The organism is Treponema sp. UBA6852, from assembly GCA_002449305.1.
Lineage (GTDB): Bacteria > Spirochaetota > Spirochaetia > Treponematales > Treponemataceae > Treponema_D.
Map to the genome: position 1 here is coordinate 100,960 of DKDI01000004.1, position 25,110 is coordinate 126,069.

A 25,110-nucleotide genomic window follows, 5' to 3' on the forward strand; every position below is an offset into this window, starting at 1 on the left:
ATTGCGGCGACCACCTGTAGTCGTGATGTACGTATTCTGAAATCGGGGCAGATGCCGCGAGAAGCGGCGGCAAAATGTGCCTTTGCTGTCGTGTTTGTCACCAAGCGCACATGATGGCAATGTAATGTAAGCCGACTGTGGCGGTTCAAGTCCGTCCTGCCTCATAAATCTTGCCGCAAAAGCGTAAGGAGGTGAACCAATGAAGAAATGGACTAAATGCCTTTTTAGCTTCTGGCTTTGGATTGCGGTGGTTCTTGCATCGTTCATGATGTGTGTCGTCTCAGTCGCCGCAAGCTCAGTTCCAAAGATTGCCGTTGTGGTTTTTGCTGCGGTCATTTTCACGCTTGCCCTTGCATCCGTGATTGTCAACCCGGGAATCTTTGCAAAGCAGATTAGCACCGCGACCAGCTCTTAAAGCCTGTTTCCGGCAAAAAAAGAAAAAACACCTGCCGTCCAAAAAGACGGCTGCACTCTTTAAGCGAGGTCAAAATTGAAAGTCTACATCGCAGGGAAAGTTACAGGTCTTGAGAAAGCCGAAGTTTTCAAAAAGTTCAACGAGAGCGTGAGCCAGCTCAAAAAGCAGGGCTACATTACAATGTCTCCGGCTGTGCTTGCGTCGAACGGCGGATTTGAGCATTCCGACTATATGCACGTCTGCTTCGCGATGATTGACGTGTGCGACGCTGTATATATGCAGAAGGACTGGCGGGACTCAAAAGGCGCGCGGATGGAGCTTCAGTACGCAAGAAAATTCAAAAAAAAAATTTTCTATGAGGATGAAAGCACGCGCGAAGATTCAGAGCAGAATGAGGAAAAAAGTATGGCAGGAACGAGCGGCAGCAAATCCGAGAAAGAAAAATGCCGCTTCAGGCACTTTCGTGCCGACATTCCGCCGGGAATTATTTCCGCGCCACAGGCAGAATTTCCTGCTGTTCCGTGCTATGAAAAATATGGCTGCGAGAACTGCGCCTACAGGACACAGAAAGAAAAGGAGCTGTAAAGAATGGCAAAATGCAAAATTTGCGGAAAAACCGTCAGTTCTTTTTCCATAGCGATAAATCCGCACAACGACGTTCCCGAGATAAAAAGAACTGTCCGGCTCTGCAGCCGCCGCTGCGCGAACGTTTTTCTTGGCAGAATAAAAGCCTCCCGGACAAGAAAGTCGAACCTCAATGAAAGAAAAACACTCGAGGCAGTGGACAGGAAGCCTTCAAAGGATGAGATTGCGCAGGCTTTCCTCACGCTCACGACCGGGGAGAGGTGCAATCTTGCTCTCCTCGGCATGACGGCGATTCTTGAGGACACGCAGTCCCTAAAAGGGTTCTATGAATTCCTCTCTGGCTGGAAAAAATGAAGCATTCGATTCTGGTCTGCTATAAGAAATACGGCTGCCCATCCCGAAGGTGCAAGGTTGAAATCCGCTCAAAAAGACGCTGGAAAAATCACACACTGTGAAAAGGTTTTGCACTATGTTCCCGATAAAAACCGCCTCTTCCCGGAAAATCCCATATTATGACTTCCAAAACTCTAAAATATAACTGCTTTATTCATTTTGGAGAATTAAAATGAAAACTTATTATACATTTATAATGCTAATTTATTCATGTAAACTTGCTAAAAAATCTGAAAAAGTATTTGCGATGCATAAAGTAGAATCATTTTCATGATTCCATAAACAGACTTTTCCATCTTTTATAACAAAATAATTTCCTGCCGGATCTGAAGCGAATGGTACAATCTTATCATCAGAAGAATCCAACGGATAATGTTTGTAGATAGTCTCTATATCTTCTTTATTGAATGATAAAAGAGTTTTAAATTCTTTGTCCTTTTCTGTTTTTGTATCAAAATATTTTAAACTAGGCCGACCACCGTTGTACTTGGAAAGGATTTCTCTTAAATCCAATGGGAAAGAAACAGAATGCTCCTTCTCAAAAGCTTCAATTGCATTTGTATTCTTTAATGGTTTTACATATTTCCATGTAATTTCACTCATAGTAACAGCTCCTTGTATTAGTATCTCAATTAGCGGTTTTCGTTTCCGCCACCCCAGATTGTTTTTCCACCAGTATGACCAGTCTTTGCATGAATATCTGAATCAACAAGTTGCATTTTACCAGCTTCCTCATTGTGATGCCAAGTATAACCATCTGGAGTATCACCATTTTTAATCTGCTCCAATTGTTCAGGATTAAATTTCTTTGCAAGTTCCGGATCTTTTTCAATGGCTGCTTTCAGCTGTTTATTACATTCTGCAAACTGTTCTTTATCTGTTGATTGATAAAGATTCTCTGGCAATTGAACATCAAATTCAGAATCAAATACAGGAAAAACACCAGTCACATCATTTCCATCCACATCTTGTACAGTTTTGAGTTCAAATGGAACTCCAGTTGTAGGATGTCTATCTCCTTCTAGTGATTCATTTCTAGTATGAATTTTTTCTTCATTGCAAGATTCTTTTTTTTCGACCTTTTTATCCGGATCATATCCAGTATCTTTTGATTTTGCTTCGTTGATATTGAAAATTTCATTTTTTATGATTTTCTTATCTGGATCAAACGAGGATTTTATTTCTGCTCCTTTTAACAAAACTTCAGCAGTTTTCGGTATCAACTCGCTCATTTTGCTCCCCCTTCAAGACTCCACTTTTCAAGCAATTCTGTTTTCCCGAGTTCATTATGAATATAATCAGTGATAATGCACTGGCGAATTGAACGAAGTAATTCTTCTTCTATATCAGATTTGACATATTCCCTGATTGCATTGTCTACATCGATTGACCATTGTTCATTATCACTTGTTCTGGAGAATGTACTTACAAATACTGAATGAACTTTTGGAAAAAATTCAGAAATAACAGGAGAAAGTTTTGTATAACGAGGAGATTCTAATGGAGTTTTTACAGCATTTAAAATCAGGACCTTTGTTGAACCTCGTAAATCTAATTTCCATAGTTTTTCTTTAAGTTCACGGAGTCTTACTTCATCTGTTATGGCAAGTCCATTAAACAAAAGGCTCGCAATTTCAATTTTTTCGGACAAGAAGTCTTCTTTTATTTCTTTTTCCGGATGCTTGTATGAATATATTTTTTTATCATCTTCGAAATGTCTTACCTTGCATAGCACCGGTTCTACCCACTCATTTTGATAAACGGCGGCAACTCCACGAGGCAGTTTTGCAAGTTCCGCAATTTGGTCATTATTAAGGTTCGCGGCTTTTCCCACAAGTTCACGATCATCTTGGTCTGGCAGACGCATGATAATTTTCGTATTTGTATTACGAATAACAGCCATATCAAGAAGTGCAGGTGCCTGGTCTGCGATGATAAAGCCTTCGCCATAAGTACGCATTTCCGCAATAGAGTTAGTAAGCATTTCAACAGATTTCCCCTGCAGGTTACCCGAATCTTGTGCCTGCTCAGTAGAAGTCTTTTTTAAAAGATTATGCGCCTCTTCCAAAACAGTGACGTGTCGCAAATCAGAGTTCATTCCGCCTTGTGTCATTCTGTGTTCTTGCAATTTTAGAACGAGTAAGCCCATAATCAACGACTTTGTTTCGGCTGATCCCACGCGGCTTAAATCAACAATCACGTTCTTATCAAACAAATCTTCCGCCTCAATTTCTTTATCAGTAAAAATCAAACCGTTAATTCCATTTGTAAGTGATTTTAAGCGAGTTATAAGAGAACCTTTATATGCACCTTTATTTTCTGCATCATATTCAGATGAATCAATAATTGTACGGATATTTCGTGTAACATCAGCGAATGTTGGATATAAATCTGTTCCATACGCATTTGTAGACTCTGTAAGATTCCAACCACAATCAATATAAGATTTCTCAATTGCCTCTTTTAATACAGCTGGCATTGCAGCATACATTGGCCAACAGACATTGAAAATCTCAACAAGACGGTCAAGATGTTCCAAAATGTGAACATTTTTATAAGAATCTGCATTTCTATTAGGGAAGCTAAAAGGATTTATACGAAGCAGTGGCATTAATTCAGGATTAGTTCCATAAACACTTACGTCTGCATTTGTTCCAAATATATTCTTATATTCACCTTTTGCAGGTTCCACAACTAAAAATTTCACGCCAATTTTTTTAAGCTCATCCAACACTTGATAAACGGTGTTTGACTTTCCCGCACCGGTCGAGCCTGTAATGAACGTATGGGAAGCAAGACTTTTCGGATTCAATTTTACAGGAAGCTCTTCCTCGCTGTGCATGTAGTAGATATTACCAAGATGCACTCTATACTTTTCGCCACTTTCTGGTTTGTCATAACTTGAAACACTCCGCCCGAACTCTGCGCACTCAATTACAGGAAGTCCTGGAAGCGAATGATTCGGCAAGCCCGCTTCAATTGCAAGTTCAGTGCTTGAAATAAGTGTACCTGGAGTCAAAATTAAATTGCCATACATAATTTTGGGATGCTCAAAATGTCGTAATGAAACTGAGATTGCTGGCGTTTTATTTGATTCAGGGGTCCATACTGTAATGAAGCTTGATTCTAATGAAGAATTCTTACCACGAATAAGTGAACGATATACACTTGCCGCCATTTGAGCGGTCCATTCGTCGCTAATACAATACATAGCACAATTCCACATTCCTAAATCTGCACAATTATCATAGCGTTCAAGTATTTTATCAATTCGTTCCATAATTCTTTTAACAGTATGATTCTCAAATGGAATTTGAATATTTTTACTTTCTCCAATTTGTTTTTGTTTTCCTGTTTGGAGATTAATATTCTCAGCATGAGCTTCTGCTTCTGATGTAGTTGTTCCTTCTGAATCTGATTCATTTAATCCATGTGATATCTGATGATTTTCTGAATTAGTTACAGAATGATTTGTACCTTTAGAAACAGAATGAGATTTTCCTGAAGTTCTTGAATGATTAGCACCTACAACAATAGCACTAATATTAAATCCTGTAGATTTAGAAGAATTTGTACCATCTGTCTCCGTAATTGAAGTCCCATTAGTTTCAGAACGACCTGTTCCTTCCGTTTCAGAAAATGACTTTCCAATAGTATGATTTACAGATTTTGCTAAACTTTTTGTTATTGTATCACTTGCACCAATTGAGATAGATTCATTAACTCCTTCGCTTTCATTTTCACCAATCGAATACTGTGAAGAACTAAAAGGAACTAATTGAGTATATATATTTTCCAATGCGCGTCGGTTTTCATTCAAATCAGTAAGACTTATAGGGTCTGCGATTAATAGTAAGGTATATTCTTTACCACGCATTGCATCTATCAATTTCTCAATTCCCTGCACAAATTTCTTTTCTTCTGATTCTTCTTCACTGCGCAAACCTGCAATATCAGTAACAGCTGCAATTGTTTTTTTTGCAGAGAAATCATTTAATACTTTCTCCAAAACATTTTTAGTTACTTCATTATTATTTATATCTATTTCTTTATAATGCTCAGAAACTTTTATTCCTGGAAAATTACTAAGAAGACTGTTTTCAAGAATATCCTTTGCATTCTTTGTTTTCTGTACATCTCCATTTGGATTTTTTACACCAATTCGAATTTCTACTTTATTTTTTTCCCCTTTTATCTGCATTAACAGACTGGCACCGGTATTACCTACAGCATTGAAAACAGTAGCAAGTTTATCACGCATGTTTTCTTTTTTATTTAAAATAACCTGTGAAATATCAAAAAATCGAACAGAAGAATTCAGTTTATCCTTTAAAGAATCCACACTTTCTGATTTTAAATTATTTACTACCTCACAATTTGAAAGATTTGCAAGATAATTTTTACTGAGAATACTATCTGCAATTCCGAGAGCATATTGTAAATCTTCCTTTTTTATTTCTTTCAATGCTGGTTCATTCATTTAATTTCTTTCTCCTTTAGCCAAATAATACAACACCTGCAATTACTGCAACTGTAGCTACTGCAGCTACTGCTAATACCACACCAAGATTAGAATCATTTTTTTCGTTGTTATGAATTACTCTCTCATATGTGTCTTGGGATTCATCATTAGGTATTTCTCTTTCCTCTATAATTCTTTCACCTACAACTCTACCATCTTCATTATAATATGTAGTACTTGTTGAAGATGATTTTATTTCCCGATTTTGAGACGACATATTTTCTGTCTGCTCAGATGGCCAAATCTCTTTTGCAAGGAAAAGAATCTTATTTAACCTTATTTCTGAAAAGTTTGTTGATAATTGACCAACAAGAGTATTATAGTTTTTCTCTGATAACTCATTAGAGAACTCCCGACCATCATGTGGTTGTAATATGTTTTGTATTATTCCTGCTTTTTCGCATTCATTCCAACACTCTTTAAAAACTCCATCATTTACATCATGGTTCATCAACAAACGATTCCTCAACATATCACGTATAGCTATAAAATCATTAGTCTGAATCGCATCAATTAATTTCTTATCCATAAACAACTCCTTCTAGTCTGTAATTGCCTCATTCAATTGTTTCTTGAACTTTTCTAGCCAAGCAAGGTTTGCTTCATTATTGGCTACCATTTCTTCAAAAGATTTTTTATCACTAAGAGTATTCTTTAGTTCTTTCAATTTAGTTTCGATAGCTGCATTCAATTCATCAAAAGATTTCTTAAATGCTTCTTTCAGTTTTCTCTCTTCCTCTTTTGCAACATCTGTCGCTATTGTACGAGCCTGTGAAGAAAAATCATCAAGTTTTGGAGTAACAACAGCATTAAACATCTTTGTGAAATTTACATACTGTCTATTTTCATATTTATCTCTTTCAATTGTAGCCATATATTTAACTTGTACAGGAACATCTTCTGTATAAGTATAGTCCTCATAACCCCAATCATCTGTATCAGCCCCAAAGAAAGAAAATAGTTTTCCAAAACCACGAGCAACTGCACTTCCCAATCCGCTCTTTTTTCTAGTTCTGGTCCTTGTTTTTGTTCTCATTTCTGTTCTTGTTCTTTCTTCTTCGACAAGTTGAGTTCCAGTTTTTTCTTTTACATTAAATTCAAACTCTTCTACATTCTCTGCCGAAAGATTCATAGTTGCAAGACTTCCTAAAACAGATGCAGCTTTGACTTCATGTCCAAAAGCACTTCCTAGAAGTTCAGAAACATAAGAATTATATTCATCACAATATTTTCTTGCTTGGTTTCCAACTTTTTCATTGATAATATTTTCAATATCAATTGCAAACTTATTTCTGAATTCTTCTAAATCAGCTTGAATTTGTTTGATTCGTTTCCTTGTTTCATTCTCTGTAAGCTTTTCACTACAATATTTACTTCTTGCATGAGAAATTAATGTACCTAATTTATCTCCAGAAAGAGTTTCAAAAGCTTCCTTTATTTTAGGTTCTACAGAAATAGAATCTATTTTTTCTTTGAATTTAACACCCTTATCACCTTTTTTTATAATCTGTTCCATTTTATCAATGGCTTTTTGGGTTTCTTCAACCTTTGATTTATTATCTTTTAACATCTGGGTTTCATGGGCTTCTGTACCTAAATCCCGAATTATTTGTAAGAATGAGTGAATCGCTTCGGTTATTTTTTGTGGCTTTGCATATTTTTCGAGATATTCACTAATAGCCCCTTCAACAGCGGGTATACCCGTCTGAATTAAAGCATCTGTGTATTTATCATTTGTAGAACGAGCCATTGTTTCTTCTGCTTCAAGCTTACTTCGCACAGATTCGGAAATATCTGCCATTTTAGAAAAATGTAATCCTTTGTAGTTTTCTTCTTCATCATCAAAGAAAAGTTCAATTTTTGAATCCAAATCAAGACGTTCTTTCTTTGTAAACTGCTTTCCAGATTGATATAATCTAATTAACTTTGCAACATAGGATGAACAAGGGAATACCTTTGGATTTTGTATTCCATGTTTTTCAAGATATTCTTTAGTTTTATTGATATACTTCTGAACATCCTCATTATCTGTATCAAATTCATCCGCCTTGTTTATTACAAAAATAAAACGATCACTGGCTTGTCTACCGCCATCACGCATTGCATTAGCAATATCTGTAAGCAAAGTGTCATCATCATTACTCTCAAGATGCCCTCCATCAAGAATATAAAGAACCATTGGTTTGTATTTTGAATCCTTTATTAAACGGTATGTATGATTCTTATGTTCATCCGTTCTGCTATTGTTTGGACCTGGTGTATCTGTAAGAACAAGTTTAAGACTTTGCGAAGAAATACCAACAATGTTCCCATAAATTTCAATACGCGCCGTATTTGGATCATCATTAAATTGATTCATATTTTCAATTGTAAGTGATTCTCTACTAGTAATTTCATTGTCGTCCTTATCATAAACTATGCCACGAAAAATTGTTTCATCATCCTCATCATGTATGCGAGCAATTGTAGCCGTAGTCGCTTCATTACGTGCAGGCAAAAGCTCTGTACCTAGCATTGCATTAATTAGTGTAGATTTTCCACTACTCATTGTCGCAACTACAGCAATTTCAAATTCTGTATCTAGAGCTGTATTAAATGATTTTTCAATATTTTTATCAGTGCGGAGTTCTTCAAAAGGACAACTCTCACTTCTCATTTCTGCATATAATTCTCGTAACTTTTCTATTTTATTCTTTGAAGAAGGATTTGTATTTGACCTATTAACTTTTCTACGATATAAGATTTTAAAACTATTTGTATTTTGATTATAATTCCTTACAGCATCTTCAACGATATCACAGTCTCGTTCTATTCCATCAAAACAAAGACTAAGTTCTGAATTATATGTATCAATAAGATTTGTCAGAAAACTATCAATCCATAAATTCAATTCTTCACCTTCATGTGCGAGAAGAAAATCATCAGAATTTCTTGAACCATCTGAAAATGTTGTTTCTCTTGTATAAGCGTTATACTTTAAATCAATATTAATCATTATTGCCTCCAATAAGTTTTTCTATATATTTTTCCACTTCTGGTAATCCTGTGGAATTTAAATCCGAAAATACAGTTTGTATTACTTTTAGCTCTTTCTTTTCTTTTCCAGTAAGATTTTCATATAAACCATTTCTTACCATTTTTAGAATTCTTGCAGCTTTAGAAGAAAGAGGAAATAAAACTGGATTCTTAAAGCCAATCTCTTCAAGATATATTCGATACCTTTCTATAATGTCTATAATATTTTCTTTTTCTGAATCAAGACAATCAGATTTATTTAATATAAAAATCACTGGTATTTCGTTTTTATTTACAACTTTCTTGTAAATTTCTTTGAGCAGTATTTCTTCATCTGTGGTACAAAGTTGTGTTGCATTAGCAACATAAATCAAAGCTTCGAATTTATTTGATGTAAGAAATTTTAATGTAATATCATGATGGGTGTTATCGCCAGAATAATTTGTTCCAGGAGTATCATGTACTGCAGCAATAATTCCATTATTGCCAATACCATCCAAATCGCCTTGAAGATATATACGATTAATATTAGGATCCTCATTCCAACCATTAATAATAGAAAGATTTGTATCTAAACAATGATGTTCAATTTTATTGTTTTCTTCAATAAACCCTAAAAGCGATTCAGAGTTATCGTTATCATAAACGCTTGTAATTTTAGCCGTTGTAGCCTCGCTACGAGCTGGCAAAACATCTCTACCTAGAAGAGCATTTACAAAAGTTGATTTTCCTGCACTCATGTTAGCACAAACTGCAATATTTTTTATAGGAAGCGTTTTATAATATTTCTCGTGATTCTTAAAATTTAAGAAATCATTATAAGATTGCTGTGAAAAACGATTTTTGGGTAATTTTTCGTTTACACATTTTAAGAATTTATCATATTTCCTTGGAGAAAAGCCAAAAACTAACGATATATTTTCAACAGCAAGAAGTTTCTTATTAAAGACTTTACGATAATATTCAAATTCGGAATACAAAAGCCACTTTAAACTTTTTTTTAATGGCTTACACATTTTTTTAGCTTCATCATAATTTTTTTCAATAAGAGAATTAAATGCTGATTTAAAACAATTTGTATATTGTATATTTTTCTCTTCCCGATTTCTTAGCTCATGAATAATTTGTTTTTGAAAGAAAGACAGCGAATTGAGTTTATTAAATTCCTTTTTCACGTCTATAATCTGTAACATATTCTCATACTTCCATTAAAACGATTCATATTACAAAACACACCCTTCATGCCATTTTGCATCATTAGGTCAAAAATATTTTCATTATTCGTACATTGCGGTCTCCTTATAATCTATATGCTGCTTTAGTAAATTTGTCTTTCTCATTCTACTCCACTTGCTGCGACATCCGACGTCATACATATTTAATTCCGAAGAAAATTCATTTTCCCCGTCCGTACATTTCCAGCAGTTTTTTCGCCTCGTCCGTCACTTCATCAACCAGCTCCTGTGGCTCAAGAACTTTTACAGTGCTTCCCTGTCCCAGCACCCAACGTTTCACCTCAGGCAGTTGAGTCGTCTCAAAGCTGACATCCACGCTTCCGTCGTCATTTCGGACCACACTCTGATTCTCGTGCCAGATATGCTCGGCGGCGAAAGTTCCGATTTCCGCGCTGAACAGAAGCCGGACTTTATGCCTTGTCCTTGATGAAAGCCAGACTCCCATCGTCCGGTCAACATAATTTCTTGCGTCAAATCCTGCTGGAATCTCAAAAAATTCATCTGTCTGCCGGACATTCTTCATTCTTGAGAGGCTGAAAATCCGCACTTCCTTTTTCAGATGGCAATTTCCAATCACATACCAGTTTCCCCTCTGGCAGATTATGTGGTACGGATCAATCTGACGCTGCATAAAGGTCGTTTTCTGGAGAGGACGGTAATCAAAAATAATGGAACGCCTTTTCTTCAGGGCGTCAATTACAGAGTCAAAAACCTCAGTGACAATAGGAGCGAGCGCGTCCGGAATGTATGTTATATCGCCGGAAAGGAACCTTGAGTCGATTGAAACGTTTTCCGGAAGGCTTCCTTCTATTTTTCTGAATATTGATCTGAGCTGTTTTTCCAGCGGTGTATTTTTATATTGAAGAAGAAGCTGGTCAAAAAGCGCAAGGCTGAAGAATTCTCCCTCGTTTATCTGAATATATTTGATGAAAAAATTCGGCTCCGTGTAATACCATCCGCGGTGTTCGGCACTGTATTCCATCGGCGCATTGTAAAAATCCCGGAGAACATCAAAATCCCGGTTTATAGTACGCTCGGAAACCTCAAGCAGCCTTGCAAGCCCCGTCGCATTCGGATATTTTCCGGACCTGATCTCATCATCAATCCGATGAATTCTGTACGCCTGTAAAATTTTGTCCTTATTCTTTTCACTCATGCTGAAAAACCGCCTCGCCTATTATAGCCGATAAATAATTATGACACAATATTTCTTTAGCAATATTATTTATTCCTTTAATTATTTGAGAAGAATGTTACACCGCCCTAAAATTATCTCTATGGATATTGATGTTAACACCTCCACAAAGATGGTCGCCTTACGTATTCAGGAAGAACGCCAAAAACGGAAGATGTCCCAAATGGAGCTTGCGCTGGAAGCCGGAATCTCACAGGGGTTTCTTGCGATGATTGAGGCGAACCGCAAAGTTCCTACTGTAACAACAATATTCAAGATTGCGAATGCCCTTTCCGTAAAACCGTCGATATTTTTTGAGATTCCAGATTCAGACCGCGAGGTCCGGAAACAGAAAATCATAAGCCTCATCCGCTCTCTTTAATCTGAAAAATCCGGATTCCATAAAAATATATCCTCCGAATGGAACATCGGAAAAAACAATAAGATTATCGCCCTAAATCCAGCCGTTCAAGTCCGCACTGGCGATGAGCATCTCAACAGAATTCAGGACGGTCTCATCATCCGAAAATTCGTCCTCATCATAAAAACGCTGCATCTCAATCATCCTGACGTTTCCATCGCCGGCAGAAGTTTTTATCTCCTCAAATTTCCTGTATGCAGAGACAAAAAGCTCATGTCCGAATTTCTCAGGCGGAAGCACGACTATTAAAAGGGAATTTTCGTCCGGCATCTTGATTTTTGAAGGATTTTTTAGGAAACAGACCGAAAAATCAGCTCCAAACAATGACCGCCTGTTTTTTAATTTACGGCTGACTGTTTTTCTTATTTCAACGGAATTTTCTCCTAGCAAAAACATGACATTGACCTTTTTCCTATTGCAGAAATATTTTTTCAGGCAAGCGATATGGGCTGATTCCGTCTGATGCTCCCTTCCGTTCAAAAAATACTGACAGTCCCTGGACATACGTCCGCCATCCGTCAGAAATCTGATTGCCGAAACGCAGATTCCACCGATTAAGCCAAGTGTGGCTCCGGCAATAATAATATTTGAAAGTTTCATTTTTCCTCCGTAAATGCAAGATTATTTTACAACAACTGGTATGACAGACAGGTTCAGAGGAAGAAGAAATTTATCAAACGCCTGAAATCAATGTGTAGATTATCAGAAAAATGCGAGAATTTGCCGCAGGAAAAAGTGCGGCTTTTAACGGAAGTTGCGGAGGGTTTTGGGAGATAGAAAGATGTTGCGGTTCATACGTGCAATATTTTACACTAAAACACCCGAACTTTACAAGAAAAACACACTAAAACACCCGAACTTTACAAGAAAAACACACTAAAACACCCGAAGTTTTTCGGCAATAAAAACCATCAAATTCCAATCGTAAATCAGCCGTAAAATTTTACGCTTGTTTTATGATTGTTTTCAGTTATATTTTTCTTATTATGTAGGCATTAACGCTATCAGAAGGACTTTATTTTAGGAACAACATAGATTCAGACATAATGAAAATCAAAGGCTCAGACCTGCGATGTAAAATTCAGAATCTCAATGCCTGATGACACAGACACTTCCTTTTTGAATGAAAATGATATATTGAACCTTTACCGTATTGTGCAGGAAAGTCTTACAAATGTAATAAAACATGCGAATGCAGGCGAAGCGGTAATTCTTATCAGAAATTCCAGCGAGAATGAAGAAAAAGGACTTTACATTTTTATAAGTGATGACGGCTGCGGTTTTGATTATGACGCAGAACAGTACGAGGGCTTTTCAAGTTACAAAAGAATCGGCGGCGCAAAACATTTTGGACTTATCGGAATGAAAAAAAGATGCCAGCTGATTGGAGCCGAATTTTCAGTTTCTTCTGCCCACGGCGAGGGAACACAAATCAGTATTTTTAAGAGGATGAATTAGAATATGGGACATGAAGTCAGTTTTTTTGTAGTCGAAGATCATACACTTACAAACAGGGGAATCCGCGGATTGATTTCCGAGCGCGGCAGATATTCCTGCTGTGGCTATGCTTTTTCAAAAAATGAATGCATAAAAAAGCTTTATGAACTTGCAAAGGAATCCAGGATTCCGGACATTCTGATTCTTGATTTATTCCTTTGCGACGAAAGCGGACTTGATATTCTGCGCGAGGTAAAGGCCAATCTTCCTTCTGTAAAAGTCATTGTCTATTCGATGTTCGCAAAACCTGGAATTGTATCTCTTGCGCTTGAAGGCGATGCCGACGGTTTCGTCCTAAAATCCGCCCCGGAGAGTGAGCTTTTTTCAGCCATTGAAACAATTCTTGCCGGCAAAACTTATGTACAGCAGACTCTTGTAGCCCCGCTTTTTACATATAAAAGTGTTTTTGACGGCCTGACACGCCAGGAGCAGACAGTTTTCAAAAAACTGATAGAACGAAAGAGCCGCGGCCAGATTACAAAAGAACTGAATATTGTCGAACGCTCGCTGGAAAATTACCTTTCCAAAATTTACCAGAAAACAGGCTGCAGGAACCACGAAGAACTGATTAAAAAGTTCGGTGAGTGAAATATGGAATAAACACGACTGGGAGGCAAGGGAACTGGAACAGAAGTGAGAGTTGAAATTCCAGGATGAAAAATCAATTTTCTACAAAAACATTGCCATGTAAACTGGCAAGTAGGTTATGCCGTTTTCTTCCTTAAAATCTGAGGTGTGAATGACAAAACATTTATCGGCATATTCTGCAAATTTTTTCCTGAACTTGTTAAGCGAGGAAATTGTATAACGCTTTGAGGATTTTACTTCGATTCCCTGAATGTTGTGACGCGAAGTAACTTTATTTTTCGTAATAAGAAAATCAATTTCCATGCGTGAATCTGAATCTTCATTGTCAGACTTTGAATAAAAGTAGAGTTTGTGTCCGCTTGCTGTAAGCATCTGGGAAACAATGTTTTCAAAAATCATTCCTTCGTTTACTTCAAGCTTTCCAAAAAGCAGTTTTTTATAAATCTCTTCAGCAACAAGACCGTTTTCGTCAAACGCATGGCTGATTAAAAGTCCTGTATCTGCCATGTAGCATTTTAATGTGGTGCGGCTCATATTCATTTTTAATGCGACATTAGGCTCATCAGCATTGTAGCAAATGTTTACGATTCTAGAATCTTTAAGCCACATAAACGCGTCATCATAATTGCGCATTTTTGCATCTTTTTTTAGGGAAGCCAGCTTAAATTTTTTTTCGTGCTTAGAAAGCTGAGAAGGAATTTCATCAAAAATAGATTCCGCTTTTAATTCCGAGCCTTTTGCGTGCTTTTGAATATCGTTACGATACAGCTCCAGAATTTCCCGCTTTATCATATCTACCTTTTCAAAATTTTTTGATTCACAATATTCTTTTACAGCTTGCGGCATTCCGCCTACTATAAGATAAAGCCTGAATAAATCCATAGCCTTTCTATGCAAAGCCTGTTCCATAGGAATTTTCTTTTCAAAGCAATTTTTTACAACAGGAATCAAGGTGTCGTTTCCTAAAGCAAGCAGAAACTCCTCGAAATCCATGGGGTTCAACTGTATATGATGTTCTTCCGATGGAATTAAAATGTCCTGTGTATTTTTTCTGATGGAAAGAAGAGAGCCCGTTTCTATAAAATCATAGCGTCCGTCGGCAACAAGATATTTAATCGCGGCTCTGGCGCGTGGGAAAAACTGAACCTCATCAAAAATAAAGAGCGTGTCGCGTTCGTGCAGTTTTACGGAATAATAGGCAGAAAGGCGCATAAAAAGAGTGTCTAAATCAGAAAGATATTTTTCAAACAGTTCTTTGATTTCATCAGGAGCAGAAAAAAAATCTATGAGGATATACGATTCATACTCATTTTCTGCAAATTCCTGCGCAAGAAAGCTTTTTCCAACACGGCGAGCACCTTCAATCATAATGGCGCATTTCCCTTTTTCTTCATTCTTCCATTTTAAGAGACTTTTATACGCCTTTCGATACATATTTACACCTTTTTGACTTTAATTTTTATAAAATTATACACCATTTTAAGATTATCAACAAGCAAAGATTACACCTTTTTAAATCGGCGATACTTTCTACGCATACGGCGGAAAAGCAAGAAAAAAATATGCGGAATCAAAAAACACTTGACGCTTGTGGCTGAGCTTTATTCCATCTGGCTTTATTGGAAAAATAAGAGGCTTAAATAAACGCCGCGCAGACTGCATAAAGCGGAACATTCGTCATCCAGCCCTGATTTTTGTACGGCAACAGCGAAAATCTGACCGAACGGGCGGGCTTATATTTATCGTAAAACGCTTTAAGGCTTTGGGAGCGGACATTTGTCTCGGCTTTTACTTCAATGGGAATAATGTCCATTTCCTTTTGTATCAAAAAATCCTGCTCAAAAGTCGCGCTTTCGCTTCCATAATAATACGGAGTAAAATCTGTTTCAGCAATCAATTCCTGTAAAACAAACTGCTCTGCAAGCGCGCCTTTAAATTCAACAAAAAGAGTGTTTCCATTGATAATCGCCTTTGCAGGAACTTCGCTCATGGCGGACAAAAGTCCCACGTCCAGAACAAAAAGTTTGTATGCGGAAAAATCCTTGTATGCTGAAAGCGGAATGTGAGGCTCATTCACCCGGTTAACTTTATGAACAAGTCCTGAATCACAGAGCCACTGGATTGCGTTTTCAAAATCTGCGCTGCGGGCGCCATGTTTTATTTTTCCAAAAAAGAATTTCCTGTTTTCCTTTGCCAGTTGCATTTGAACAGAATCCCAGACAAGATTGAGTTTTGGAATTTCGCGCGAGTCAATATGCTTTCCAAAGTCGCCTTTATACTGGGCAAGAATCGTCTTTTGAATCTGTCTGGCCTTTATATAATCAGAGTCCTTTCTGAAAGATTCCACAACCTCAGGCATTCCTCCGACAAAATAATAATTTTTAAGATGATAAATGTATTTTTCCGCAAAGTTATCGATTAAGGTAAAATCCCTAGAAAGCAGGGCATCACTCAAAGGCTTTTCTTCAACCGCATACAAATATTCCCTAAAACTAAGCGGATGAAGATGCATTAAATCAACTTTTCCGACAGGGTACGAAACTCCCTGATGAAGGGCAACTCCTAAAAGCGAGCCAGCCGCGATAATATGGTACTCGTTAGCTTCTTCACAAAAATATTTCAATGACTCAAATGCTTTTGGCGCATTTTGAATTTCATCAAAAATAATTAATGTGTCTGAAGGAGTAATCTGAAAGCCCGCCTCTATGCTTAATGCCGGCAAAATCCGCTTTATGTCATAATCAGATTCAAAAAGATTTTTCATTGCGGAATTATTATAGAAGGAAATATAAGCCGTTTTTTTGTAAAATCGCCTGCCGAATTCCTTCATGACCCAAGTTTTTCCAACCTGCCGGGCTCCCATAAGAACTAGCGGTTTTCTGCTTGAGTTTTCTTTCCAGTTCTTCAAATCATTCAGTATGAATCTTTCCACGTCATAAATATAACACTTTTTAAGACCTAAAACAAGGCAAAATACACATTTTTTAAGACCTAAAATAATGAAGAAAGCTCATTTTTTAAGTTTTCATCACAAAATTATAGCAACACTTTTATTGTAGCAACAGCCTAAACCAGTTCTTCCCGCGTATTCCGGGAGTAAACTCCCTATAAATCTCGGCGGAATGCAGTATAATATGCTGCATGGCAAAAAACATAATTCTTTGCGACGACCATTCGCTTTTGAGAAACGGAATAAAAAACTGGATTCAATCTTATTCAAATTTCAAGGTTACGGACGAGGCCGGAACATGGGACGAATGTAAGAAAATCGCAGAATCGTTCAGCCACTGCAAAAACGCTGAAGATGCCGGCTGCGTTGCAATCGTTGATATTTCGTTTAAAGCGGAATTCACGAACAGAGGACACGAGGAGTATTGCGGTTTTGAAATTATCAAAATGTTTTCCGCTCTTGGCATTCCCTGCATTGCATATTCAAGCCACGATTCAGGCGGATTTGTTGAACACGCGACAAGCGCAGCAGTCGGCGCTAAAGGCTTTGTTTCTAAAAATGCAGACGAGACTGTTCTACTTGCCGCGCTTGAAGCAATCTCAGCTGGAAAAACATATATTCAGGCGGAACTCGTAACAGGACTTCTTGAAGTCCGCGACATTACACAGACTTTTACAAAAAAGGAAAAGCTGGTTGCAGAAAGCCTTACACTCTACAATACAAACGCCGATGTCGCCGCGACGCTTGGTATATCAGAAAAGACAGTCGTTAATTATCTTACGATTTTATATGACAAAGCGGGCGTTAAAAGCAAGTTGGAATTCCTTGAAAGAATGGGGCGTCTATGAAAAAAATCGGATTCACCGCAGCTTTAATTCTCGCAGCCGTTTTAGGAAACATCGCCACTTCATTTTTTTCTGCCGCGCTTGAACTGCCCGCTTTTTTTGATACAATTTTTACAGTTGCAATCACTTTTTACGCAGGGCTCGTTCCGGGCATTATTGCTGCAGCCTTCTCCAATCCTCTGATGACAGTTTTACGCTGCGCATTTTACGGAACAGAAATCTTCTATTTTGATTTTCTGTATTCTGTCTGCGGAATTTTTATTGTTCTTGCAACATGGACAATAAGCCGCAATAAAAAAGAATTTTTCTTTAGCCGTGCAGTCACCGTTCTTTACCTTCTGGTTATCGCATTCGCATCATCATTTTTAAGCTGTTTTTCCGCAAGCTTTCTCGACACATTCATCCGCCCGCTATTTAACAAATCTTCCGGATTTTCTGCAATCGATAATTTTTCCATCGCATTTCAAAAATTAAACTTCAACGTGTTTTTGTCCTACTTATTGCCACGGATTCCCCTTACCGTGCTTGACAGGCTTATCTGCACTTTTGCAGGCTTCGGCATATACCGTTTTGCTGAACAAAAATTCGGGAGCAACGCATGACGGAAGAATTGATTTACGCACTTAATCTTTACACATCGTTTTTTCTATTTTTGATTGCAGTCTGTTTTGCATCTTTTTTAATAATTCTGCTGATTTTAATACGAAACATAAAAAACAGAAAATTGCTAAAAGAAAACCACGCTTTTATTTCGGAAATCATTCAAACCCAGGAAGAGGAACGAAGGCGCATAAGCCAGGAACTGCACGACACGATAAGCCAGAACATAAAAACCCTTTTGCTAAAACAAAAAGAACTTGAAGCCACCTGTAAAGACGAAAAAATCCGCACGGAAATAGAAAAAATAATCAGCCTCGAAAAGCAAAATCAAACTGAACTGCGCTCCATCATTCAGAATTTGAATCTTCCTGTCCTAAAAGGCGCTCCTTTTAAAACGGTGATAAATGATTTGTGCGAGCAGTTTTCTTCTCAAAGCGGAATTTTCTGTTCATTTTTCGTTTCTAGTGATGTTCCTCTTGAAAAATTTTCAACCGGGCAGAAGCACCACATTTTGCGGATAACCCAGGAGGCCCTGAACAACGCAAAAAATCACGCAAACTGCAGCGAAACAAGCGTTGTTATACGAAAAGAAAATGACACAATCTGCATAATGATTTTTGACGATGGGCAAGGCTTTGATGTGAACAGCCGCAAGAACGATGTCGGAACGCACGGAGAACTTCACTTTGGAATGAGCGGAATGGAAATGAGGTCAAAGCTTTTAGGCGGCACGCTCAACATAAAAAGCGACAAGGAAACCGGAACAGAAGTGAGAGTTGAAATTCCAGGGTGAAAAATCAATTTTTTACAAGAACATTGCCATGTAAGCGTTTTTTTTGGGGACTACAAAAAAATAAACTGCTCCGAACCGTGTTTGTTGAATAATCATTTTAATCATTTGAAAGTTAGATTTTTCAGGACTGAACTCCCGTTTTTTACAAGGCTCAACTCTCAATACAAAATAAAAGCCTCCTTGTAGAATGATTTCCAAGTTTGAGTATTCGGACTAAGAAAGTCGGCAGACGGTAAGCGCGGAGGAAAAAGATGGGTATTTTTAGCGTTGTTTTTGGAGAATCCAAAACGGAAATAAATGTCGTAAATGTCCAGGAGGATAAAAATGATCCTCAGGCCAGAAAGATTGCAGGAAATGCAGTAATGCAGCTTCTTGAAAGCAATGAATTTTCGGCAGCCAGCGAGACTGCTCAAAAATATGCGGGAGCTTTCGGCGACGAGTTCATATATTTTTATCTTCCGGTTTCCAATTTCTTTAAGAAACTAAAAAATACAACTCAAGATATATATGATTTAGAGAATGGAGAAGATTTTAAATTCGCTGCTGATTTGGCTGAGGGTTCAAAAAAGATGCCATCCGATTTTGAGCTTACAGAGGAACAGGCACAGCAGCTTGTAGATGCAATAAATAAACTTAAGAAGAATCAGAAAAATGAGCACAAATCCATATATGACAAATACAAGCGTACAAAATCAAACAAGCAGCTTGACGAAATGAAACAAATAGAAAAACACTTGCTTGACGGCTGCTCCGCATTATTCGTCTATAAATGTGTGGCAGAAAATTTCGCATCTTACAAAGGTTTCAAAAATTTTCAAATTGGGCTCGGACTTACAGAAAAAGATTTCGCATTTCCAGGTCCTGATAAATCAAACGCATCTTCAAAATTTTCCTTTATGACAAGCCTTTCGGAAATGCCAGATGCAAAAGGCTTGTTCGCCGTCTATAAGCTTATATGCAGCTATCAGACTGAAAAGAAGAACACAGTTTCTGTTGGCGGCGGACTATGCTCTGCTTCAATCAATCTGAATAATGGATTTTTGTTTTTCGCAAAAAGCTGCAAAATTCGGCTTTCGTTCTCAGGAGAAAGAACACGTCTTTTTTCAATAAAAGGAAAAATCAATCTAAAAAAATATCCAGAGCTTTTAGAAAAAGCAAATTCCTTCAAACTTTGGAAGCCTATTGACGGAAAGCCTGAAATTAAGGTTGATTTTTCTTTTAGGAATGAAGAGTTCAAGCAAAAAATGGACGAAATCCCAGAAATAACAAAGACTATTGACGCTGAAAATGCAGAAATAAAAGCTGCCCTAACAGCAAAATAAGTCAGGACGGAAAACAAGTCATGGCTTGGACTGGACATTTTGTTGAAACAAATTACGAGGAACGTGCAGAATTTTTATATCACTTTTTAAAAATGCATGAAATCTGTACAAAAGACACAGAGAAAGCCTTTTCAGATACGCTTAAGTTCATTCTTGGCGGAATGATGATTAGGAAAGAGCCTCGTTATATTTCAGAAGGTGTTCAGGCATCTGAAAATGATTCCACAGACGAGCACACAATTCCTTGCAAAGTTTTGACAGATTATCTGATGAGAAAAATAAAAAACAGGAATACGTTTCCTACAAAAGAATTTCTTTCAGAATTCATAGAAAAACTTTCAGGAATTGGAAAAATCACAAAAGCAGAAAATGACAGATTAAGCAAATCTGGACTAAAGCAAAAATTGCCGGAAAAAATTACGCTTGATGATATTATCACTGGCTCTGTGAACCATGCGGTTCGTTATGAAAAAGCGGGAATAGTTTTCTTTAAAAAAAATTGAAATTTCACGAGGAGATAAATAATATGTCTGATTCAATTATAAAATTAATTATTTGTGCTTTTGGGGGACTTCTTGCCAGTGAAGGAGTTGTAAGACTTATCGGAAAATTCAAGTACGGCATTTGGGCAGCAATTTTGCCACCAGCGACTTGGCTCGAAATTATAAAAAAATATTTCATACTATTACTGATTATATTCCTGGCGGCAACTTTTGCGCTTTTCTTTTCAGGCATCATCAATTAACAATCTGAAACCTACGCAAAGATTTATTTTGCGTAGATTTTTTACGGGAGCTAAATAAATGAGAAAGATTACAATTTTTTTATTTCTGCTCTGTATCGCGATAAATATATCTTTTGCTGATTCAGAGTCGGATTTTGAATTTACTTCATATACTGATAAAAAAATCGGGAAGTACATACAAATTACAAAGTATATTGGCAATAACGCAAAATGTGAGATTCCCGAAAAAATCGGAAATTATCCTGTCTTGGAAATTTATTGCGGAGATTCTTTGTTCGCCCCAAAAAATAAAATCACAAAACTGGAACTTCCGAGTTCGCTTAAAAAAATTGGGAATAACACTTTTAAAAATCAAAATATAAAAACAGTAACAATTCCCCCTTTCTTAGAAACAATTGGAAGAGAAGCTTTTGCGGATTGTGGAATACAAAATCTGATTGTCCTGCCGAGAACTAAAAATTTGAGATTTAAGGCAGGGGCATTTAAGAATAATCATCTTACAAAATTAGATTTTCCTTCGAATGTCGATTATATTTTTGAAAATGGCGAGGGACTTTCTGCTCACACCTGGGGAATTCCTGATATGAGTAATCCGAGCTATCCAAATCCTGTATTTAGCGGGAATGATTTTGAAAGTTTTATCATTGAACCAAATTGGTATTCAGAGCCAATCATTAATTTTGGAAACACCTGGAGAAACTACAGCGGCGCAATTGACTATGAAGACTGGAGGGGAAAACTTCAGAAAGTTGTTTACAAACCTGGCTGCAGAAGTTTATCCGTGATTGCAAGCAAAACTGTAAAAAGCATCTCAATTCCAAAAAGCATCGGCATTGGTGAAAACGATAAACCTCTTAAACAATATCATGGAGCGGAATGGTGCACACCGAATATGACAATTGATGGAATAAAATATGAAAAAGGAATTAAGACTCGTATATGCGCAAGATTAAAGGAAAAAATCACATCTTTACAGAAATTAAACTTGGAAGATGACGGCATAGCAGTCTATGAAGTTCCAGATAATGCATATTGGTATTTTGGTGAACACGGGGAACCTGTAGGGGCTTATACTGACAGTCGAAAATAGCGAAAAGGAAAAACTTATACGGCAAAAACCCGGCCAATGCACGATTGAAAAAATCGGTGAATAAAACATGGAATAAAGAACTGGATTCTATCTTATTCCATCTGGCTTTATTGGAAAAAACAAGGGAGAATGTTAAAAATCAAAATTAAGTAGAAAATCAAATAAATCTACTGTAACAATGCCTTTTTCATCGACAGAAGATTTCAGATTGTTTTTTGTAATTACGATTTTCTTAAAGGAATCGCCTATGTTGTAAAGTGATTTTTTTTCCTGAATCTCTTTTTCCGCCGAATCCATGCTAAGAGCTGATTGGATGTAAAATTTTTGGTTTCCAGAATTGGCTATAAAATCCACTTCAAGCTGCTTTTGCGCATAGATATTTTTTCCGTTGGCATCACTGCGTTCTGTTTTTTCATTTATGTTCACCTCGCCCACATCAACCAAAAAGCCCCGGTAGCGAAGCTCGTTATATAAAATGTTTTCCATGATGTGAGTTTCTTCAATCTGACGGAAATTCAGTCTTGCATTACGGACTCCTATATCTTCAAAATAAATTTTAAATGGAGAGGAAATATATTTCTTTCCTTTTATATTGAATTTTTTTGCCTTTGAAACTAAAAAAGCGTCTTCAAAATATCCGATAAAAGTTGTTATCGTGCTGTCAGTAATTTCCTTCTTTGTGAGCGTTTTAAAAGTATTGGCAAGCTTTAAAGCATTTACAGGCGAGCCAATCATAGAAGAAAGCATGTCAAACGTTTCTGCAAGCTCAGACTGCTTTCTGATTCCGTTGTGTTCAATTATGTCTTTTAGATATGTTTCCTCGCACAAATTGTTCAAATAAGAAAAACGTTCCTCATCAGTTTTCATCAAAGCGACCAAAGGAATTCCGCCTGTTACAATATATGACTTCCATGCTTCATCAGGTTTTAAATGCAAACCTTCGCAATATTCAGAAAAACTCAAAGGCAAAATATGAACCTCCGAGCCGCGTCCCTTAAATTCCGTAATAATATCAGATGAAAGAAATTTTGAGTTTGAACCGGTTACATAAATATCAAAATTTTCATGCCTCAAAAAACTGTTTAATGTTCCGACAAAATTTTCAAGCAGCTGAACTTCATCCAAAAGCAGATAAAAACTGCCACATTCATTTGTTTTTTCTTTTATGAACGCACGGAATTTTTTGGCATTTACTAAATAAGTTCCGTTTTTCTGCTTAAAACGGGTTTCTTCTTCTGGAAAAAATGAATCAAGCAAATCTATGTCCTCGTCAGAATCAAAGGCAAATTTGATGACTTGATTTTCGGAAACTCCCTTGTTTTTAAGATATTCACAGAAAATCCTGTTCATAAAATAAGACTTGCCTGCACGCCTTGCTCCTGTGATTATTTTTATAAGGCCGTTCTTTTCACGGACAATCAAACGTTTGAGATAAATATCACGTTTAAAACTCATTTTACACCTATTATAAATTTTTCAAAGTCTTTGACTAATTTCTAATAGGAATTTAGCAAAAAATTTTATTGCATTCAAGTACAATCGGCGGTACTTTCTACACATACGGCGGAAAAGCAAGAATCTCTTCTTAAGCAAAAACTTTCCACTATACCTGAAACGTTTCTTGAATTTCAAAACTTTTTCGGTTATACTAGAAACAAATGAAACAGATTGCACTGGACAGATTCGGAACTGACGAAATAATTTCTCTTTACAAGGACAAGCCCGTAATAAAAGTGCTTCAGGGAATAAGACGTTCGGGAAAATCGTTCATGCTTGAGCTTCTTTCGCGGAAGATTTTGGAAAGCGGCGCGGCGGAAAACCAAATTCTCCTATTAAATATGGAAGATTTTGAGAATGCGGAATTTCTGGACTCAAAAAAACTCTACGACTTTATAAAATCAAAAAGCGAGGCGGTAGGCGGAAAAAAGCTCTATCTTTTTCTGGATGAAATTCAGGAGGTCAGCGGCTGGGAAAAGCTTGTTAATTCGCTCTACTCTTCCGCAACGATTGACGCGGACATCTACATAACCGGAAGCAACGCGAACCTTCTTTCTTCCGAACTTGCAACGTACTTGAGCGGTCGCTATGTCCTGATTCACATCTGGCCGCTTTCTTACAAGGAATTTTTGTATTTCAATTCTGAAAACGACTCTGCGGCGGCATTCAGAAAATTCATTGAATTCGGAGGATTTCCGGGACTCAAGGACATGATGGAAAATCCTGTCCAAATCCGCTCGTATCTGGAAGGAATATATTCGACGGTTCTTTTAAAAGACGTGATTGCACGCAACAAAATCCGAGACACCGCGGTTCTTGAAAAAATCATCCTTTACATCGCCGACAACACAGGAAATATTTTTTCCGCAAAACGGATTTCCGACTTCATGAAGTCCGGCGGACGGCCGCTTTCCGTGGAAACAATCTACAACGACATAAAATATCTTGAGAACGCGCTCGTCCTTTACAAAGTTCCGCGGTATGACGTTCGCGGCAAGAAAATTCTTGAGACAATGGAAAAATATTACCTTGCCGACCAGGGGCTGCTGACTTTTCTGCACGGCTACAAGGACACCTACATAAACGGAATTTTGGAAAACATCGTGTTCATCGAGCTTCTGCGGCGCGGCTACAAGGTCTTTATCGGAAAAATAGGCGATGCGGAGATTGACTTCGCTGCGGAAAAGAACGGCGAAAAGCTCTACGTTCAGGTCGCATACCTAATCAGCTCGGAAGAGACAAAGGAAAGAGAAATCCGCCCGCTAAAATCGATCCTTGCACTAGGCGACAACTTCCCAAAACTCATTCTTACAATGGACGAGCTTCAGCCCTCAAACGAAAACGGAATCGTGCGCAAGAACATAAGGGAATGGATTTTGGAGGGGTGAAAGGAGATGCGAGTATTCAAATTCAGTCCGCTATT

General features: G+C 37.4%; 25 protein-coding genes. 14 read left to right on the plus strand and 11 right to left on the minus strand.

The features are described 5' to 3' along the window. The first annotated feature begins 199 nt into the window (after positions 1 to 199). From B3209_RS00980 to B3209_RS00990, 3 genes are all read left to right on the plus strand, one after another. On the plus strand, positions 200 to 415 hold the full coding sequence (locus B3209_RS00980; protein ID WP_296689488.1) for a hypothetical protein: 216 nt from the start codon (positions 200 to 202) through the stop codon (positions 413 to 415). A gap of 75 nt (positions 416 to 490) precedes the next feature. Further along, positions 491 to 1,000: a DUF4406 domain-containing protein gene (locus B3209_RS00985; RefSeq protein WP_296689492.1), complete on the plus strand. Its 510-nt coding sequence runs from the start codon at positions 491 to 493 to the stop codon at positions 998 to 1,000. Positions 1,001 to 1,003: 3 nt separating this feature from the next. After that, complete coding sequence (locus B3209_RS00990; RefSeq protein WP_296689495.1) at positions 1,004 to 1,354, plus strand: hypothetical protein; 351 nt, start codon at positions 1,004 to 1,006, stop codon at positions 1,352 to 1,354. Positions 1,355 to 1,597: 243 nt separating this feature from the next. Here B3209_RS00990 and B3209_RS00995 read toward each other — a convergent pair whose 3' ends face one another. From B3209_RS00995 to B3209_RS01025, 7 genes are all read right to left on the minus strand, one after another. Beyond that, on the minus strand, positions 1,598 to 1,996 hold the full coding sequence (locus B3209_RS00995; RefSeq protein WP_296689498.1) for an SMI1/KNR4 family protein: 399 nt from the start codon (positions 1,994 to 1,996) through the stop codon (positions 1,598 to 1,600). Positions 1,997 to 2,025: 29 nt separating this feature from the next. Next, positions 2,026 to 2,625: an HNH endonuclease gene (locus tag B3209_RS01000; protein WP_296689501.1), complete on the minus strand. Its 600-nt coding sequence runs from the start codon at positions 2,623 to 2,625 to the stop codon at positions 2,026 to 2,028. After that, positions 2,622 to 5,873, minus strand: coding sequence for an ATP-binding protein (locus tag B3209_RS01005; RefSeq protein ID WP_296689507.1), 3,252 nt, complete (start codon positions 5,871 to 5,873; stop codon positions 2,622 to 2,624). The genes B3209_RS01000 and B3209_RS01005 overlap by 4 nt, the downstream gene beginning before the upstream one ends. A gap of 16 nt (positions 5,874 to 5,889) precedes the next feature. Next, on the minus strand, positions 5,890 to 6,444 hold the full coding sequence (locus B3209_RS01010; protein WP_296689509.1) for a hypothetical protein: 555 nt from the start codon (positions 6,442 to 6,444) through the stop codon (positions 5,890 to 5,892). Between the two features lie 12 nt (positions 6,445 to 6,456). Then, positions 6,457 to 8,910 carry a dynamin family protein gene (locus tag B3209_RS01015; RefSeq protein ID WP_296689511.1) on the minus strand — a complete coding sequence of 818 codons (2,454 nt, stop codon included), beginning with the start codon at positions 8,908 to 8,910 and terminating at the stop codon, positions 6,457 to 6,459. After that, complete coding sequence (locus tag B3209_RS01020; RefSeq protein ID WP_296689516.1) at positions 8,903 to 10,123, minus strand: dynamin family protein; 1,221 nt, start codon at positions 10,121 to 10,123, stop codon at positions 8,903 to 8,905. The genes B3209_RS01015 and B3209_RS01020 overlap by 8 nt, the downstream gene beginning before the upstream one ends. 202 nt (positions 10,124 to 10,325) lie before the next feature. Continuing rightward, positions 10,326 to 11,321, minus strand: a complete 996-nt coding sequence (locus B3209_RS01025; protein ID WP_296689520.1) for a helix-turn-helix transcriptional regulator — start codon at positions 11,319 to 11,321, stop codon at positions 10,326 to 10,328. Between the two features lie 121 nt (positions 11,322 to 11,442). On the opposite strand from B3209_RS01025, the gene B3209_RS01030 reads away from it, so the two are divergent. Beyond that, positions 11,443 to 11,721 carry a helix-turn-helix domain-containing protein gene (locus B3209_RS01030; RefSeq protein WP_296689523.1) on the plus strand — a complete coding sequence of 93 codons (279 nt, stop codon included), beginning with the start codon at positions 11,443 to 11,445 and terminating at the stop codon, positions 11,719 to 11,721. Between the two features lie 72 nt (positions 11,722 to 11,793). On the opposite strand, the gene B3209_RS01035 is transcribed toward B3209_RS01030, so the two are convergent. Further along, on the minus strand, positions 11,794 to 12,360 hold the full coding sequence (locus tag B3209_RS01035) for a hypothetical protein (RefSeq protein WP_296689524.1): 567 nt from the start codon (positions 12,358 to 12,360) through the stop codon (positions 11,794 to 11,796). A gap of 492 nt (positions 12,361 to 12,852) precedes the next feature. Here B3209_RS01035 and B3209_RS01040 point away from each other — a divergent pair, with 492 nt between their 5' ends. Both B3209_RS01040 and B3209_RS01045 read left to right on the plus strand, forming a co-directional pair. Next, positions 12,853 to 13,218 (plus strand): sensor histidine kinase, encoded by a 366-nt coding sequence (locus tag B3209_RS01040; RefSeq protein WP_296689526.1) that lies wholly within the window; start codon positions 12,853 to 12,855, stop codon positions 13,216 to 13,218. A gap of 3 nt (positions 13,219 to 13,221) precedes the next feature. Further along, positions 13,222 to 13,845 carry a response regulator transcription factor gene (locus B3209_RS01045; RefSeq protein WP_296689529.1) on the plus strand — a complete coding sequence of 208 codons (624 nt, stop codon included), beginning with the start codon at positions 13,222 to 13,224 and terminating at the stop codon, positions 13,843 to 13,845. Between the two features lie 81 nt (positions 13,846 to 13,926). Here B3209_RS01045 and B3209_RS01050 read toward each other — a convergent pair whose 3' ends face one another. Beyond that, complete coding sequence (locus B3209_RS01050) at positions 13,927 to 15,213, minus strand: ATP-binding protein (RefSeq protein WP_296689532.1); 1,287 nt, start codon at positions 15,211 to 15,213, stop codon at positions 13,927 to 13,929. Positions 15,214 to 15,481: 268 nt separating this feature from the next. After that, positions 15,482 to 16,777: an ATP-binding protein gene (locus tag B3209_RS01055; RefSeq protein ID WP_296689534.1), complete on the minus strand. Its 1,296-nt coding sequence runs from the start codon at positions 16,775 to 16,777 to the stop codon at positions 15,482 to 15,484. A 209-nt stretch (positions 16,778 to 16,986) separates the two neighbouring features. On the opposite strand from B3209_RS01055, the gene B3209_RS01060 reads away from it, so the two are divergent. From B3209_RS01060 to B3209_RS01090, 7 genes are all read left to right on the plus strand, one after another. After that, entirely contained in the window at positions 16,987 to 17,643 is a 657-nt protein-coding gene (locus tag B3209_RS01060; protein ID WP_296664260.1) for a LuxR C-terminal-related transcriptional regulator, read from the plus strand. Continuing rightward, positions 17,640 to 18,242 (plus strand): hypothetical protein, encoded by a 603-nt coding sequence (locus tag B3209_RS01065; protein ID WP_296664261.1) that lies wholly within the window; start codon positions 17,640 to 17,642, stop codon positions 18,240 to 18,242. Before B3209_RS01060 ends, B3209_RS01065 begins: the two co-directional genes overlap by 4 nt. Beyond that, entirely contained in the window at positions 18,239 to 19,033 is a 795-nt protein-coding gene (locus B3209_RS01070; protein WP_296664262.1) for a sensor histidine kinase, read from the plus strand. The genes B3209_RS01065 and B3209_RS01070 overlap by 4 nt, the downstream gene beginning before the upstream one ends. Before the next feature lie 251 nt (positions 19,034 to 19,284). Then, positions 19,285 to 20,355, plus strand: coding sequence for a hypothetical protein (locus tag B3209_RS01075; protein WP_296664263.1), 1,071 nt, complete (start codon positions 19,285 to 19,287; stop codon positions 20,353 to 20,355). 20 nt (positions 20,356 to 20,375) lie between these two features. Beyond that, positions 20,376 to 20,858: a hypothetical protein gene (locus B3209_RS01080; RefSeq protein ID WP_296689537.1), complete on the plus strand. Its 483-nt coding sequence runs from the start codon at positions 20,376 to 20,378 to the stop codon at positions 20,856 to 20,858. Positions 20,859 to 20,881: 23 nt separating this feature from the next. Beyond that, the gene (locus tag B3209_RS01085; protein WP_296664265.1) at positions 20,882 to 21,100 is read left to right on the plus strand and encodes a hypothetical protein; all 219 of its coding nucleotides are present in this window, start codon (positions 20,882 to 20,884) and stop codon (positions 21,098 to 21,100) included. Between the two features lie 58 nt (positions 21,101 to 21,158). Continuing rightward, positions 21,159 to 22,190 carry a leucine-rich repeat domain-containing protein gene (locus tag B3209_RS01090; protein WP_296664266.1) on the plus strand — a complete coding sequence of 344 codons (1,032 nt, stop codon included), beginning with the start codon at positions 21,159 to 21,161 and terminating at the stop codon, positions 22,188 to 22,190. A gap of 132 nt (positions 22,191 to 22,322) precedes the next feature. Here the strand turns inward: B3209_RS01090 and B3209_RS01095 are convergent, their stop codons facing one another. Next, a complete protein-coding gene (locus B3209_RS01095) occupies positions 22,323 to 23,645 on the minus strand; it encodes an ATP-binding protein (protein WP_296689540.1) in 1,323 nt (440 codons plus the stop codon). 203 nt (positions 23,646 to 23,848) lie between these two features. Between B3209_RS01095 and B3209_RS01100 the strand changes: the two genes are divergently transcribed. Further along, the gene (locus tag B3209_RS01100; RefSeq protein WP_296689541.1) at positions 23,849 to 25,075 is read left to right on the plus strand and encodes an ATP-binding protein; all 1,227 of its coding nucleotides are present in this window, start codon (positions 23,849 to 23,851) and stop codon (positions 25,073 to 25,075) included. Positions 25,076 to 25,110 lie beyond the last annotated feature (35 nt).